Raw genomic sequence first — 13,633 nt, forward strand, 5'->3', positions numbered from 1 at the left:
CTCCGTCGTTGCTGGGTGCTGGTGGGGTGACGTCCTAGGGGACGAGGATCGCCCTGCCTCGGACCTTGCCGGCGTCGAGATCTGCCAACGCCTGCGGGGCTTCGCTGAGCGGATACGTCTTGGTGTGCAAGGTGACCTTGCCGGCCTGGGCGAGCACCATCAGCTCGGCCAGCTCGTTGTAGGTGCCGACGATGTTGCCGATGATGTTCCGCTCCGTGGAGATCACGTCGAGCGTCGGGACGACGAGGGTTCCGCCGTACCCGATGACGAAGTAGGAGCCGCTGGGCCGGGTCATCGCGAACCCCTCGTTCTCCGCGCCCTCCTCGGCCACGAAGTCGAGCACCACGTCGGCGCCCTCGCCGTTGGTGAGGTCCTTGACCGCGTCGACCTGCTTGCCGTCGGCGACCACGGTGTGGTGGGCGCCGAGCTGCTCGGCCAGCTCGAGGGCAGCCGGGTTGCGGTCGACGACGATGATGTTCGTCGCCGAGAGCGCTGCCAGGCACTGGATGCCGATGTGGCCCAGGCCGCCGGCGCCGATCACGACCGCTGTCGTGCCCGGGTAGAGGAGCGGGAGCGCCTTGCGCACCGCGTGGTACGCCGTGATGCCGGCGTCGGCCAGCGCGGCCACGTCCTGGGGTTGCGTGGACGGGTCGAGCTTCACGCAGGCCCGGGCGGAGGTCAGCAGGTACTCCGCCATGCCACCGTCGGTGCCGTCGAGGCCCGGGAACACGCTCTCGGTGCAGTGCATGTCCTGGCCCGCCCGGCACGCCCGGCACAGGCCGCACGTCGGTGTCGGGTGCAGGATCACGGTGTCGCCCACAGCCACGTTCGTCACCGCCGAGCCGACCTCGTGCACCCAGCCGGCGTTCTCGTGGCCGATCGTGTAGGGCAGCGACGGGTTCATCGCCTCGTCCCACTGACCCAGGATGATGTGCAGGTCGGTCCGGCACACCCCGGCTCCCCCGACCTTGACCACCACGTCGAGCGGACCCTTCACGGTCGGCTCGTCGACGTCCTCGACGGTCGGCTCTTCGTTGTACGCGTGCAACCGCACGGCCTTCATCTGATCTCCTCCAGCTGGCCCTCGCCGCGGGTGGCATAGCGGTGGGACAGCATGCCGCGGCACACGCTGCCGTTCGCCTCGGTGTTGACCCGGGTGAGGCGGGCCTTGCGCAGGTGCAGCGGCAGCGCCTCCACGCCGATCGCCGCACCGCTGATCGCGTCCACCAGCAGCGGGGAGTCGTCCCCGGCCGGCAGGCCCAGCTCGGCCCGCCGGTCACGCAGCCGGTCGAGCTCCGCGCTGGGCGGCACGTCACGCAGCCGCATCGCCGCCAGGTCCTCCGCGGTCCGGCCCGCGGCGAGCAGCGGGCGGCAGACCCGGTCCGTCCCCGCGAGCACGGCCTTGCGGACGAAGTCGGCCCGTAGCTCGTCGAGCTCCCCGGCCGCGAGCGCACCGAAGGACTCCGCGAACCCCGACCTCGCCGCGACACCCCGGTTGATGTCGGTGGAGGCGAAGTGGTCGTCGAGGAGCACCTCGGTGCGGCGTACGCCCTCGAGGGCGCTGACCGCGTCGTAGGCATCGGCGACCATCAGGAACGCGAAGTTGGGTGCGCAGAAGTACGTCGGCAGCCGGAGCCGCACCTGCACCTCTCCCCCCGGTGACACGGTGCACGACGAGACGAAGCCGAGCTCGGTGACGGGCTCGTCCAGCTCCGGGTCGCGCACCGTGCCCAACGCGGCGAGGACCCGGTCCCGCTGCGTCTCCCCCCGGCTCACCCCGTGGGTCACTGAAGAGGTCACACCCCGGCTCCGTGCTCCACCAGCTTGGCGTCGTCCGGGGCACCGGGCTCACCGGAGCCCTTGAGCTGGAGCTCGGCAGGCACCTCGATCCCGTAGAGCTCGGCCGCGTTCAGGCCGAGGATCTTCTTCTTGGTGTCGACGTTGACCCGCGGGTAGTCGGAGTACGTCTCGTCCGGGTAGTCCCAGTCGACGAAGCCCTCGATCTGCCACCTGGGCTCCCAGATGTTGTAGTCGCTGCCGAAGGTCATCTTGTCCTCGCCGACCCAGAACAGCAGCTCGCCCATCACCGTGGCGAAGAACTTCGGCCGCGCGTGCATCAGGCCGCCGATCACCACCGAGAGTCCCGCATACACGTTGGGCTCCTGGGTCGCCATGAAGCAGAAGTCCTCGATCCGCGGCAGCCCCACGTGCTCGACGATGAAGTTCAGCTCCGGGAAGTCCGTCGCTGCGTGGTCCACGTCGGAGACGTCGAAGGCGTCCTTGTCCAGCGGCCAGATCGTCGGTCCCTTGTGGACGTGGACGTTCTTGATCCCGAGCTCCTGCGCCCTCTCCAGGAAGCGGTAGGCGTCGGGGTCGCTGAGCTTGTAGCCGCGCGAGCCGTTGTTCCACTCGGCGGTGTAGAGCTTGACGCCCTTGGAGCCCCACTTCGCGACGTTGTCCTCGAACTCCTTCATGCCGGCGTCACCGTCGCGCGGGTCGAACCGCGTGTTCACGATGAACTTGTCCGGGTGCTTCAGGGCCAGGTCGCCGTTGCGCTCGGTGGTGTTGAACCCGTCGGTGTACCACTCCCGGAGGTACGTCGGCTGGAAGATCGCCTTGTCGACGTACCCGTCCTCGAAGACGTCCTTCATCAGGTCGTCCTCGGTGACCTTCTTGAAGTGCTCCGCGGTCTGGTGGGTCTCGGGCGGCCCGAGTCCCTGGTAGGCCTGGAAGCAGTCGATCCAGCCCTCGGCGTAGTTCTCGGCGCCCTTCACCCAGTTCTCGGGACTCGCGTCCCAGTAGTGCATGTGGCTGTCGACGACGAAGTACTTCTCCCCATCCTTCTCGTACATGGGTTCCTCACTTCTTCTCGAACGTGGGCAGGTCGAAGCCGATGTACTCGGCAGCGTCCTCGGGATTGGCGAACATGATCGTGCGGTCGTCCTCGTGGATCATCCGGCCGTAGTGGGTCGACATGTTCTCCTCGAACTGGGCGGCGTCGTAGAAGCCCTCCTCCTCGCCGAGGGCCTCCGAGATCTCGTCGTAGTCGAACTCCATCCGGTTGATCCCGTCGACGCGGATCATCGAAGGGAGCCGCGTGATCGTGACGCCCTCCTTGCTGCTCATCACCTCCGCGACGACGGCACCGACCTGGTTGTTCATCAAGGTCACACCGCACTTGTTCGAGGGGGTGCTGTCCTGCTTGAACGAGCTCTCGGTGGTGGCGTACGACGACTTCGTCGGCTGGTATCCGGTCACTGGGTCAGCTCCTGGGGGTTGTCGAGGCTCAGGTCGGAGAGGATTCCGCTGAACCGGCTCTTGGCACGGTCGAGGCCGTCCTCGAACCGCGGCGGCTTCGCGTCGGGCTGCGACCAGAGCGGCTGCAGCTGGCGGGCCGCGACCAGGCACTTGGGCACCCAGTTCGAGAGCCAGCCGTCGATGATGTCCTTGTTGTGGTCGGCGAACTCCTTGTCGTTCGTCAACAGCTCGAACATCGCCTTGGTGTAGCGGAGGTCGCGCGAGGCGTAGTCCCACTCCCCCGCACCGACGACCGTCGGCGTCACGTAGTCGCCGTTGCCCGGCGAGGCCTGCTGCACCAGCTGGCTCCGGAACAGCTCGCCGATCAACGGCTCGAAGACGACGTTCGCGGCGAAGATCGCCTCGGCCCAGTCGTCGATCACGGTGAGCTCCTCGGCCACCTGCCGCACGCCCTGCCACGAGGGGTCCTCGTTCCAGGTCGCGACGTGCGCCGTCCCGTCGAACCCGTCGATCTCCTCACTCAGCGTGAGGTTGTAGAGCGCCAGGTCCTGGGCGAACCGGATCCGGTGCATGCTGTTCACCGAGATCGCGTTGTTGTGCATGTTGGTGGGTGCGCGCCGCTGGGCGTTGGCGAACAGGTAGAGGCCCAGTCCGTGCTCGACGTGCATCCAGGCGCCGACGTTGCGCTCCACGAACGTGACCCAGTTGGGGTTCCACTGGTCGAACGCCTTGGTCTGCCGGGCCGTCTCCACGTTCTGGTTGATCTGCCGCACGACGTTGGAGTTGTTGCGGTAGAACGTCAGCTCCCACTCCTCGTTCGGGTCGCGGAACTCGTGCCACCCGTGGGCCGGCCACTCGTAGCCCCTGCCACCCGAACCGGGGTAGCGCTCCGGGTCACCCCGGTCCACGCCCCACGCCTTCATCACCGTCCAGTCCAGGGGGTAGCCACCCCGACCGTCGGAGAACCCGTAGAGCCACCCCTGGGCCAGGTAGTGCCGGGGGTCCGGCTGCACCTCGACCGTGACGTCCTCGTAGTGGGACTGCTTGCGCTTCTGCGGCGTGTAGTAGTTGTAGTGCCGCAGGGTGGAGTCGGGGAACTCCTTGGCGCCGGCCTCGGCGTCGGTGAACTCCGGCTTCGGTGAGCTGCGTTCCACTGTGGTGGTCATGGTCCTTCGGCCTCGCCTTCCTTGTTCTTCAGATGAGCCTTATTCGGGTTCGCTGGTGGTGGTGAACTTGTCGTAGTAGATGTTCTTCTCGGGCGCGCCCAGGGCGCCGAGGACCTCCATCGCCGCCTCGACCATCGGCGGCGGGCCGCAGACGTAGGAGTCGACGGCCGAGAGGTCGGTCTCGTACTTCTTGACGATGTCGGTGATCAGGCCGACCTCGCCGTCCCAGGGCTCGCCCTCGACGACCTCCGAGAGCGCCGGGACGAACTTGAAGTTGGGCAGTCGCTCCGAGAGCGCGTAGAGCTCCTTCTCGAAGCAGAGGTCCTGCTGGGTCCGGGCCCCGTAGTAGTACGTCGCCTTGCGGGTGCTCCCCTTCTCGGCGAGCGACCGCAGCACCGAGAGGATCGGCGCCATCCCCGCACCTCCCCCGACGAAGACGATGTCGGAGTCACGACCGTCGCGCAGGGTGAAGACCCCGAAGGGCCCGACCACCTCGATCTCGTCGCCGACCACGAGCTGGGTGTCGAGGTAGTTGGAGAACTCCCCGTCCGGGTAGCACCGGATCACGAACTCGAGGTGCCCGCTGTCCTTGCTCGAGGTGTTCGCCATCGAGAACGACCGGGTCGAGTCGGTGCCGGGGATGGTGATGTCGACGTACTGGCCGGGCCAGAACGCGATCTCCTTCGGCTCGACGAGCTTGAGCACGAGGTGGCGCATGTCGTGGGTGACGCGCTCGTTCGAGACGACCACGGCCCTGCCCTCCTGGATGGGGTGGCCCGAGCGCAGCATCTCCTCGTCGTAGTTGAGGAGCTCGATCGTCACGTCCTCGTAGACGTGCGCCCGGCACAGCAGCGTGTAGCCCTCCTCGAGCTCGAAGTCGGGAAGGGCGAAGGTGGAGTACTTGTCGAGCTCCATGTCGTCACCGTCGAGGACGAACGACTTGCAGGCGGCGCACTGCCCCTCCTTGCAACCGTGCATGAGCGTGATGCCCTGCTCGGCGGCGGCCCGCAGCACCGTCTTCTCCTCGTCGACCTCGATCTCGACGCCCACCGGCTCGAATCGCACGACATGCTTCTCGCCCATGAATCCCTTCCTGGCTGTTCTGGCTTGACCGCTGCTGACACCGGATCGGGGCCCCTGCGAGGAGTGCCGGCCGTTGGGCCGACGCTCCTCGCAGGCCCCGAATCGGTGGGTCAGGCGTCTGCCGGCGCGGGACGACCCGCGGGACCTCCCTTGATGTAGTTCGCGTGGAAGGCCTTCTGCTCGTCGGGAGTCATCTCGTTGAGCAGAACGTTGGGACTCTGCAGCGGAGGCATCCGGCGCAGGTGGTCCAGGTTCCACATCTTCTTGGGGTCGAGGTTCAGGTGCGGCTGCGCCACCAGCGTGTGCCCGTCGTCTCGCACGTAGCCCATGTCGGAGACCACGTCGGCCCAGTTCCAGCCGTGGTAGAGCGTCTCCCACTCGCGCTTGCCGATCAGCTGACCCATGTTGGGGGTCTCTCGTCCCTGGTAGGTCGGGCGGAACGCCTCGACGTCGGTCCAGCGGCAGGCCTCGTGGCAGTAGGTGCGCATCTGCCCGTCGACCTCGGCCATCACCATGTCCTCACGGACCAGGCACGGCACCATGCACGTCCAGCAGCGGTGCGGGTAGTCGTAGTTGACGTCCTCCGCCACGATCGGGTGGTGGCCGTTCGGCGTGGAGAGCCGGTTGTAGTTCTCCCACCAGGCGCCGTACTTGTCGTACCAGCCCGGGTACTTGTACTCGAACCACTCGAAGTCCTTGTCCGTCATCGGGTCCATCCGCCAGTAGTTGGCGACCCACCCGGTGCAGAAGAACTGGGCGACCTCGTGCACGTAGCCCTTGTTCCAGATCTGGTTCCACGACTCCTCGATGAGGTCGTGCGGGATGACCAGTCCGTACTTCTCCAGGGGCACCAGGTAGCTGCGGTAGTAGTCGTCGTAGATCCACCGGCGCCACATCTCCGCGTAGCTCTCCCGGTCCTTGCGGCGGTCCTTGGTGCCGTACTCGATGAACGTGCCGATCGCCGCGTCCACGACGCGGTGGTTGTTCCACCACGCGTAGCGCAGGTCGCGCTCGAGCAGCTGGTGGTTGCCCTCGTCGGCGAGTGCCATCAGCAAGGTGGCGTACCCGTTGCTGATGTGGCGCGACTCGTCGGACTGCACCGAGTGGAACACCGTCGGCAGCAGGTAGTCGCCGTTGGCGGCCGCCTCGGCCGGCATCGCCACGAACAGGGTGTTGGTGAAGGCCGTCTCGGCCACGATCGTGAGGTAGATGCTCGCCGCCGTGATGGCGTCACCGGTGATGAAGCCCTCGGCGAACTGGCGCCCGATCGTGCCGCAGTAGTCGTTCTGGAAGTTCCTCAGGCTGCTGTTGAAGCCGGCGGGATCGATGTAGTTGTTCATGTAGAGGCGCTTGAGGTTCTGCTGGATCGTCGAGTGGCGGACCTCGTCGATCATCTGGATCGCCTGCCCGTTGTGGAGCTCGGGGTTGGGGACCGTGCGGAACAGGAGGGGCATCGCCCGCGCAGCTGAGATCTCCGGCAGCGGGATGATGGACAGGAACAGCTTCTGCCACTCCAGCCACCGCTCCTGGACCTGGCGGAACATGTTGCCTCGGATGGCTCCGTCGGCCGCGCCGTAGACGCGGTGGTCCTTCTCCTCCTGCATCGGGAAGTACGACCGCAGCACCTGCTTGAGCGGATCCTTCTTCTTGGCCTTCTGGAACGTGTAGTCGGTTCCGTACTGGGAAACCGGTTCGTGGTAGAGAGGCTCCCAGGCCAGCTCTTGGATCTTCTCGTGAGCCTTGGCCACGCTTTGGCGAGTCATCACTACTCCTTCCTGTTCGTCGAGTAGTCCGGCTTTCAGTGAAGACCGATGTGGAGCGCCGTCACGTCTCACAATGAGACGAGCCGCCGCGGAGCCACCCGGCTCAGTCGTCCTCGAAGACGGCCTCGCGGATCTGGGCCAGGTGGGCTCGGACGTCGCGGGTCACCTCCCGGTTGCCCTCGGCCCGCGGCTCGATCCCGAGCGCCTGCAGCAGCGCCCGTGCCGGTGGCCCCGGGTCACCGCTCTCGCCGAGCACCGGATGCAGCCCCTGGTCCGAGAGGTGGGTGAACACCAGGTGCACCACGGTCCAGGGGTTGTAGCTCTCGGCCTCCGCGCCGTCGGCTGGGCCCATGTCGCACCTCCACAGATCCGGGCCGGAGGATCCCGCCCGGTCGAGATGCCGGGGACGCTACGCCGACCTCGGAGCCGGGCTGTCTCAATCTGAGACACCCCGTCAGGTGCCCCCGAGCGACACTCGACGGGACATTCGACTCGCGCTTACTGTGGCTGGTGGCCCGGACCTTGCTTCGGATCCACTCGGCACGTGGGTCCCGTGAGCCGCGCGGACATCGACGCTTGGGGGTCGGCTTGAAGCCATCACCGGTCTCATCGGGTCGAGCGGTGCCTGCGCAGAAGGTCGTGGCCGAGGGCCGGGTGCGCTTCCTGACCGACGACACCCCCGAGCCGATGACGGTGCGCGACACCATCCTCGCGTCGTGGCGCCGGTCCCAGGCCATGAAGGTGGCGGCCGACAAGATCGAGATGAAGTTCGAGCCCGACATCCACCTCGACACCCGGCTCACCCGTAGCGCCCAGCCCGTCCTGCGCAGCCTCGGCGAGCAGCTCCAGGGGCAGTCGCTCAGTGTGATCCTCACCGACCCGTCCGGGCTGGTGCTCAGCCGGCTGACCGGCGACGGCGAGCTCGAGCGCCACCTCGACCGCGTGCTGCTCGCACCCGGGTTCAGCTACGCCGAGGAGTTCGTGGGGACCAACGGGATCGGTACGGCCCTGGAGGTGGGCGGGCCCACCCACGTGTTCGGTCACGAGCACTACGCCGAGAACCTCGAGGAGCTGGCCTGTGCCGGCGTACCGATCCACCACCCGGTGACCGGCCGGCTGGTGGGGGCGGTCGACCTGACCTGCTGGCGCAAGGACGCGGGCAGCCTGCTGCTGACCCTCGCGAAGACCACGGCGCAGCAGATCCGGCAGGCGCTCCTGGCCGAGACCAGCGCCTCGGAGCTCGAGCTCCTCCAGGAGTACCTCCGCACCTGCAGCCGCCGGACCGGCATCGTCTTCGCCCTGAACGACGACATGGCGATGATGAACGACCACGCGCGCGCCTCGCTCGCCCACGGCGACCAGGCCACGCTGTTGACGCAGGCCTCGGAGGCCCTGGCCACCAGCGGCCGCGAGACCTTCGACGTCGAGCTGCCCTCGGGGCAGCAGGCACGGATGTTCTGCCGGCGCGTGGGCAGCGGGGACGCCCCGTCCGGGGTCGTGGTGCACGTGCAGCTCGAGCAGGCCGGCAAGCCGGGAGGCGGCGCCCTCGACCTCGCGCCCGCGGTCCCCCTCCCGAGCGTGGTCGGCTCGGGACCACGGTGGCTGCACGCCTGCCAGGAGGTCGAGCGGGTGTTCCGGTCGGGCGAGTGGCTGGCCGTCGAGGGCGAGCCGGGGGTCGGCAAGCTGACCGTCCTGCGCGCGGTCCAGCTGCGTCGTCAGCCGGTCGGCCGGTTCGAGCTCCTCGACGCGCGGAACGCCGCCCGGGAGCCGGACTGGCTGGACTCGGCGCGGCGGGCTGCGCTCGGGGACGCGCAGACGCTGGTGATCACCCACGTCGACGAGCTGACCGCGCCGGTACTGCGCAGCCTGGCCAGCACACTCCAGGACGCCCGGACCCAGGCCCGTCCCCCGTGGGTGGCGGTGACGCTGAACGACCGCAAGGTCAGTCCGGTGCTCGACCCCCTGCTCAGGCTCTTCCCGAGCACCGTCGAGCTGCCCCCGCTGCGACTCCACCTCGAGGACCTGCCGCTGCTCGTCGGCAGTCTGCTCGCCCGGCTCGGCCAGGGGGGCCACCTCAGCTGCTCGCCCGAGGCCCTGCGGCTGCTGATGAGGATGTCGTGGCCCGGCAACACCGAGCAGCTGCGCACGATGCTCCGCGAGGTGGTCCGGCATCGTCGTACGGGCGTGATCACCCCCGAGGACCTGCCGCCCGAGGTGCACGCGATGAGCCGCCGGGTGCTGAGCCCGCTCGAGGCGATGGAGCGGGACGCGATCGTGAGGTGCCTCAACGACGCCGGGGGCAACAAGGTCGCGGCGGCGCGAGCCCTGGGCATGTCGAGGGCGACGATCTACCGCAAGATCCACCTCTACGGGATCCTCACGCCCACCTGAGCGCGTCTCACAATGAGACGTGGGTCACATCCGACGCCACGTAGCGTCCGTGGAGTGGACCCCACTCCGTCCGTCGCGGTGCCGATGCTCCAGCTCGGCGTGCTGATGGGGATCGTCCTGCTCGGCAACGTGCTCGTCGCCAACCGGCTGCCCATCGAGAACGTGCCCGTGGTGCTTCGGCAGCGGGTGCTGCTGTGCAACCGGATGCGCCCCTGGCTGGGGGCCCTGGCGCTGGCGTTCACGGTCGGCGGGCTCGTCCTCCTGCTCGCCTGACGGTCGCTGCGCGACCTCCTCAGGAACCGTAGCGGCGCTCGCGCTCGGCGTAGGCCCGGACCGCGCGCAGGAAGTCCACCCGGCGGAAGTCGGGCCAGTAGGCCTCGCAGAAGTAGAACTCGCTCTGTGCGCTCTGCCACAGCAGGAACCCGCCGAGCCGCTGCTCGCCGCTGGTGCGGATGACGAGGTCGGGGTCGGGCTGTCCCTTGGTGTAGAGGTGCTTGGCGATGTGCTCGACGTCGATGACCTCGGCGAGCTCCTCGAGGGTGTCGCCGAGCCCGGCGTGCTCGTGCAGCAGCGACCGGACCGCGTCGGCGATCTCACGGCGCCCGCCGTACCCCACGGCGACGTTGACCAGCAGCCCGTCCACGTCGCTGGTCGACTCGGCGGCCTCCTTGAGCCGGGTCGCCACCTGGTCGGGCAGCAGGTCGAGGGCACCCACGGGGTGCAGCCGCCACCGACGCTGCTCGGCGAGGGTCTCGACGGCGTCCCCGATGATGCCGAGCAGCGGCTCGAGCTCGGCGGCGGGGCGGTTCAGGTTGTCGGTGGAGAGCAGCCACAGCGTGACCACCTCGACGCCGATCTCCTCGCACCAGCCGAGCAGCGGCTCGATGTTGGCGGCGCCGGCCCGGTGGCCCTGGGCGGTGTCCGCGCCGACGGCCCTGGCCCAGCGCCGGTTGCCGTCGAGCATCACCCCCACGTGCTTGGGGACCCGCGATGCGGGGAGGCGACGGGCGACTCGCGCCTCGTACGCCGGGTAGAGCACCCGACGCAGCCCCCGCTTCCAGTCCGCCACCCGGACGACTCTACTCGGGCGAACCCTTCAGGAAGCTGTGATTCCGCACTCCCGCGCCTCGGAGTCCGGAGCACTACTCGCCGCAGACCGGTAGTTTTGACCCGTGCCCCCCGAACACCCGCTCCCCGAGCGCATCACCGAGAACGCTCATGAAGCGGCCGAGCATGTCCGGACCAAGGTCCGCTACGTCAAGGACGAGGTCAAGCCCAAGCTGCGCGGGTGGCTGCACGCGAGCACCGTGCCGCTGGCGCTGGCTGCAGGCATCGTCCTGATCGCCCTCTCCCCGACCCTGACGACCCGGGTCGGGTCGGCCATCTTCGCCTTCACCGCCCTGCTGCTGTTCACGGTCTCGGCGATCTACCACCGCGGCAACTGGTCTGAGGGCACCTGGGCCTTCCTGCGCCGGTTCGACCACTCGAACATCTATCTGCTCATCGCCGGCTCCTACACCCCGTTCACGCTGATCCTGCTCGAGGGCAGCGCACGCGTGACGCTGCTGACCATCGTCTGGGTTGGCGCTGCCATGGGCGTCGCCTTCCGGATCTTCTGGGTCGATGCCCCGCGGTGGATCTACACCCCGATCTACTTCGCCCTCGGCTGGGTGGCCATCTTCTACGCCGACGACTTCGCCGACGGCGGCAACGCCGTGATCACGCTGATCGTGGCCGGCGGCGCCCTCTACACCCTCGGCGGCCTCGTCTACGGCCTCAAGCGCCCCAACCCCAACCCCGCCTGGTTCGGCTTCCACGAGGTCTTCCACACCTTCACGATCCTGGCCTTCATCTGCCACTACGTGGCGGCCTCGATCGCGACGTACCAGCTGCGCTGAGCAGCGGGATAGTCCGAGACGTTTCCGTCCCCGATCGGCCGGTTCGACGACGGGACTGTCTCGGACTATCCCGAACCGGGGCCTTCAGACCGGGCCCCGGGGCTGGCAGGGTGGAGGGATGAGCGACGCGATCTCGGTTCCGACGTACACCCTCAACGACGGGAGCACGCTGCCGGCCATCGGATTCGGCACCTATCCGCTCAAGGGTGCCGAGGGGGTGGAGGCGATCCTGAGCGCGCTGGAGAACGGCTACCGGCTGCTGGACACCGCGGTGAACTACCAGAACGAGACCGAGGTCGGGGAGGCGCTGGAGCGCTCGGGACTGCCGCGCGAGGAGGTCCAGGTCACCAGCAAGCTCCCCGGTCGCGACCATGCGTACGACGACGCGATCGCCTCCGTGCACGGCTCGCTGGCGCGGCTGGGCCTGGAGTACCTCGACGTGGCGCTGATCCACTGGCCCAACCCCCGGGTCGGGAAGTACGGCGAGGCCTGGCGCGCCCTGGTGCACCTGCGCGAGGAGGGGCTGGTCCGCTCGATCGGGGTCTCCAACTTCACCGAGGTCCACCTGAGCCGGATCATCGACGAGACCGGCGTGACCCCGGCGGTCAACCAGATCGAGCTGCACCCGCGCTTCCCCCAGGACGAGATGCGTCGCGTCCACGCGCGGCTCGGCATCCGCACGGAGGCCTGGAGCCCGATGGGCAAGCGGCAGGCGCCCCTGGAGGAGCCGGCGGTCACCGCACCCGCCGAACGGCTCGGCGTGACGCCGGGACAGGTGATCCTGAGGTGGCACGTCCAGCTGGAGTCGCTCCCGATCCCCAAGTCGAGCACCCCGGAGCGCCAGCGGCAGAACCTCGACGTCTTCGGCTTCGAGCTCACCGAGGCGGAGATGGAGGCCATCTTCGGGCTGGCTGACCCCGGCGGACGGCTCTTCGACGGTGACCCGGACACCCACGAGGAGATGTGATCTCGACCGGCGAACCCGCGATGTGCCCCCTCCTCTGACCGCCCGTACCGTGGAACCCATGGCAACCATCGAGCTGACGGGTGAGAACTTCGAGTCGAGCGTGGCGGAGAACGACGTCCTGTTCGTCGACTTCTGGGCGAGCTGGTGCGGCCCCTGCCGCCAGTTCGCGCCGACCTACGAGGCAGCCTCCGAGGCGAACCCCGACCTGGCCTTCGGGTCGGTGAACACCGAGGAGCAGCAGGAGCTCGCGGGCGCCGCGCAGGTCAGCTCGATCCCGACCCTGATGGCCTTCCGCGAGGGGATCCTCGTCTTCTCCCAGGCCGGCGCGCTGCCGCCCCCGGCCCTGGACCAGCTGATCACCGCGGTGCGCGAGCTCGACATGGAGGACGTACGCCGGCAGATCGCGGCTCAGAGCGCGAGCGAGGCCTGACCCGCGACCCGGCCCGCGGATAGCCTGCGGAGATGGACTCAGCAGCCTGGGACGAGAGGTACGCCGCGACCGAGCTCGTCTGGTCGACCGGCCCCAACCAGTTCGTCGAGCAGGAGCTGGCTGTGCTGCCGCCGGGGCGGGCCCTGGAGCTCGCGTGTGGCGAGGGACGCAACGCCCGCTGGCTGGCCGAGCGCGGCTGGCAGGTCACCGCGATGGACTTCTCCCCGGTCGCGATCGGGAAGGGCCGGCGGCTGAGCGAGGACAGGCGGGTCGCCGTGGACTGGCAGGTCGGCGACGTACTCACCGCGCCGCTGCCCAGCGGGCTCGACCTCGTGCTGATCACCTATCTGCAGGTGAGCGCTCCAGAGCGCCGGACCGTCGTACGCCGCGCCTTCGACGCGCTGGCCGGGGGCGGCACCCTGTTCGTGGTCGCCCACGACTCCACCAACCTCACCGAGGGCACGGGCGGCCCTCAGGACCCGGCCGTGCTGTACACCGCCGAGGACGTGCTCTCCGACCTCGAGGACGCCCCCCTCGACGTCATCCGCGCCGAGCGCGTGCCGCGGCACGTCGCCGGCACCGACGAGCACGGCTCCCGCGGAACAGCCTGGGACGCGCTGGTGCGGATCACCCGGAGGCCCAGCAGCTGAGCCGGAAGCTCGCCGAGCGGCCGCCGG

Annotated in this window: 15 protein-coding genes; 6 read left to right on the plus strand and 9 right to left on the minus strand. The window is 68.7% G+C overall.

Annotated elements, in window-relative coordinates:
• Nucleotides 1-34: 34 nt before the first annotated feature.
• From AC4BGB_RS08755 to AC4BGB_RS08790, 8 genes are all read right to left on the minus strand, one after another.
• Nucleotides 35-1,063, minus strand: a complete 1,029-nt coding sequence (locus AC4BGB_RS08755) for an NAD(P)-dependent alcohol dehydrogenase (RefSeq protein WP_490546396.1) — start codon at nt 1,061-1,063, stop codon at nt 35-37.
• Nucleotides 1,060-1,800: an iron-sulfur cluster assembly protein gene (locus AC4BGB_RS08760; protein WP_490546397.1), complete on the minus strand. Its 741-nt coding sequence runs from the start codon at nt 1,798-1,800 to the stop codon at nt 1,060-1,062. Before AC4BGB_RS08760 ends, AC4BGB_RS08755 begins: the two co-directional genes overlap by 4 nt.
• A complete protein-coding gene (locus AC4BGB_RS08765; RefSeq protein WP_490546398.1) occupies nt 1,797-2,852 on the minus strand; it encodes an amidohydrolase family protein in 1,056 nt (351 codons plus the stop codon). Before AC4BGB_RS08765 ends, AC4BGB_RS08760 begins: the two co-directional genes overlap by 4 nt.
• A gap of 7 nt (nt 2,853-2,859) precedes the next feature.
• A complete protein-coding gene (gene mimD, locus AC4BGB_RS08770; RefSeq protein WP_490546399.1) occupies nt 2,860-3,258 on the minus strand; it encodes a propane 2-monooxygenase effector subunit MimD in 399 nt (132 codons plus the stop codon).
• A complete protein-coding gene (locus AC4BGB_RS08775) occupies nt 3,255-4,424 on the minus strand; it encodes a ferritin family protein (RefSeq protein WP_490546400.1) in 1,170 nt (389 codons plus the stop codon). The genes mimD and AC4BGB_RS08775 overlap by 4 nt, the downstream gene beginning before the upstream one ends.
• 39 nt (nt 4,425-4,463) lie before the next feature.
• Nucleotides 4,464-5,489 carry an NADH:ubiquinone reductase (Na(+)-transporting) subunit F gene (locus AC4BGB_RS08780; RefSeq protein WP_490546401.1) on the minus strand — a complete coding sequence of 342 codons (1,026 nt, stop codon included), beginning with the start codon at nt 5,487-5,489 and terminating at the stop codon, nt 4,464-4,466.
• Nucleotides 5,490-5,617: 128 nt separating this feature from the next.
• The gene (locus AC4BGB_RS08785; RefSeq protein ID WP_490546402.1) at nt 5,618-7,270 is read right to left on the minus strand and encodes a ferritin family protein; all 1,653 of its coding nucleotides are present in this window, start codon (nt 7,268-7,270) and stop codon (nt 5,618-5,620) included.
• 103 nt (nt 7,271-7,373) lie between these two features.
• Nucleotides 7,374-7,622: a hypothetical protein gene (locus AC4BGB_RS08790; protein WP_490546403.1), complete on the minus strand. Its 249-nt coding sequence runs from the start codon at nt 7,620-7,622 to the stop codon at nt 7,374-7,376.
• 269 nt (nt 7,623-7,891) lie between these two features.
• On the opposite strand from AC4BGB_RS08790, the gene AC4BGB_RS08795 reads away from it, so the two are divergent.
• Together AC4BGB_RS08795 and AC4BGB_RS08800 are read left to right on the plus strand one after the other, a co-directional pair.
• Nucleotides 7,892-9,661 (plus strand): sigma-54-dependent Fis family transcriptional regulator, encoded by a 1,770-nt coding sequence (locus tag AC4BGB_RS08795; protein ID WP_490546404.1) that lies wholly within the window; start codon nt 7,892-7,894, stop codon nt 9,659-9,661.
• A gap of 54 nt (nt 9,662-9,715) precedes the next feature.
• Complete coding sequence (locus tag AC4BGB_RS08800) at nt 9,716-9,934, plus strand: hypothetical protein (RefSeq protein ID WP_490546405.1); 219 nt, start codon at nt 9,716-9,718, stop codon at nt 9,932-9,934.
• Between the two features lie 19 nt (nt 9,935-9,953).
• On the opposite strand, the gene AC4BGB_RS08805 is transcribed toward AC4BGB_RS08800, so the two are convergent.
• Nucleotides 9,954-10,730, minus strand: a complete 777-nt coding sequence (locus tag AC4BGB_RS08805) for an isoprenyl transferase (protein ID WP_490546406.1) — start codon at nt 10,728-10,730, stop codon at nt 9,954-9,956.
• A gap of 103 nt (nt 10,731-10,833) precedes the next feature.
• Here AC4BGB_RS08805 and trhA point away from each other — a divergent pair, with 103 nt between their 5' ends.
• The 4 genes from trhA to AC4BGB_RS08825 all read left to right on the plus strand — a co-directional run bounded on the left by trhA (nt 10,834) and on the right by AC4BGB_RS08825 (nt 13,606).
• Nucleotides 10,834-11,559, plus strand: coding sequence for a PAQR family membrane homeostasis protein TrhA (gene trhA / locus AC4BGB_RS08810; RefSeq protein ID WP_490546407.1), 726 nt, complete (start codon nt 10,834-10,836; stop codon nt 11,557-11,559).
• A gap of 118 nt (nt 11,560-11,677) precedes the next feature.
• Nucleotides 11,678-12,526: an aldo/keto reductase gene (locus tag AC4BGB_RS08815; RefSeq protein WP_490546408.1), complete on the plus strand. Its 849-nt coding sequence runs from the start codon at nt 11,678-11,680 to the stop codon at nt 12,524-12,526.
• 58 nt (nt 12,527-12,584) lie between these two features.
• A complete protein-coding gene (locus AC4BGB_RS08820; protein ID WP_490546409.1) occupies nt 12,585-12,956 on the plus strand; it encodes a thioredoxin family protein in 372 nt (123 codons plus the stop codon).
• Between the two features lie 32 nt (nt 12,957-12,988).
• Nucleotides 12,989-13,606 (plus strand): class I SAM-dependent methyltransferase, encoded by a 618-nt coding sequence (locus tag AC4BGB_RS08825; protein WP_490546410.1) that lies wholly within the window; start codon nt 12,989-12,991, stop codon nt 13,604-13,606.
• The last annotated feature ends 27 nt before the right edge of the window (nt 13,607-13,633 follow it).

The organism is Nocardioides sp. Z30_9, assembly GCF_058215735.1.

Bases quoted from the DNA above. Each gene is read 5' to 3' on its own strand.
- AC4BGB_RS08755 (WP_490546396.1), bottom strand. From the start codon at position 1,063: ATGAAGGCCGTGCGGTTGCACGCGTACAACGAAGAGCCGACCGTCGAG.
- AC4BGB_RS08765 (WP_490546398.1), bottom strand. From the start codon at position 2,852: ATGTACGAGAAGGATGGGGAGAAGTACTTCGTCGTCGACAGCCACATG.
- AC4BGB_RS08775 (WP_490546400.1), bottom strand. From the start codon at position 4,424: ATGACCACCACAGTGGAACGCAGCTCACCGAAGCCGGAGTTCACCGAC.
- AC4BGB_RS08785 (WP_490546402.1), bottom strand. From the start codon at position 7,270: ATGACTCGCCAAAGCGTGGCCAAGGCTCACGAGAAGATCCAAGAGCTG.
- AC4BGB_RS08790 (WP_490546403.1), bottom strand. From the start codon at position 7,622: ATGGGCCCAGCCGACGGCGCGGAGGCCGAGAGCTACAACCCCTGGACC.
- AC4BGB_RS08815 (WP_490546408.1), top strand. From the start codon at position 11,678: ATGAGCGACGCGATCTCGGTTCCGACGTACACCCTCAACGACGGGAGC.
- AC4BGB_RS08820 (WP_490546409.1), top strand. From the start codon at position 12,585: ATGGCAACCATCGAGCTGACGGGTGAGAACTTCGAGTCGAGCGTGGCG.
- AC4BGB_RS08825 (WP_490546410.1), top strand. From the start codon at position 12,989: ATGGACTCAGCAGCCTGGGACGAGAGGTACGCCGCGACCGAGCTCGTC.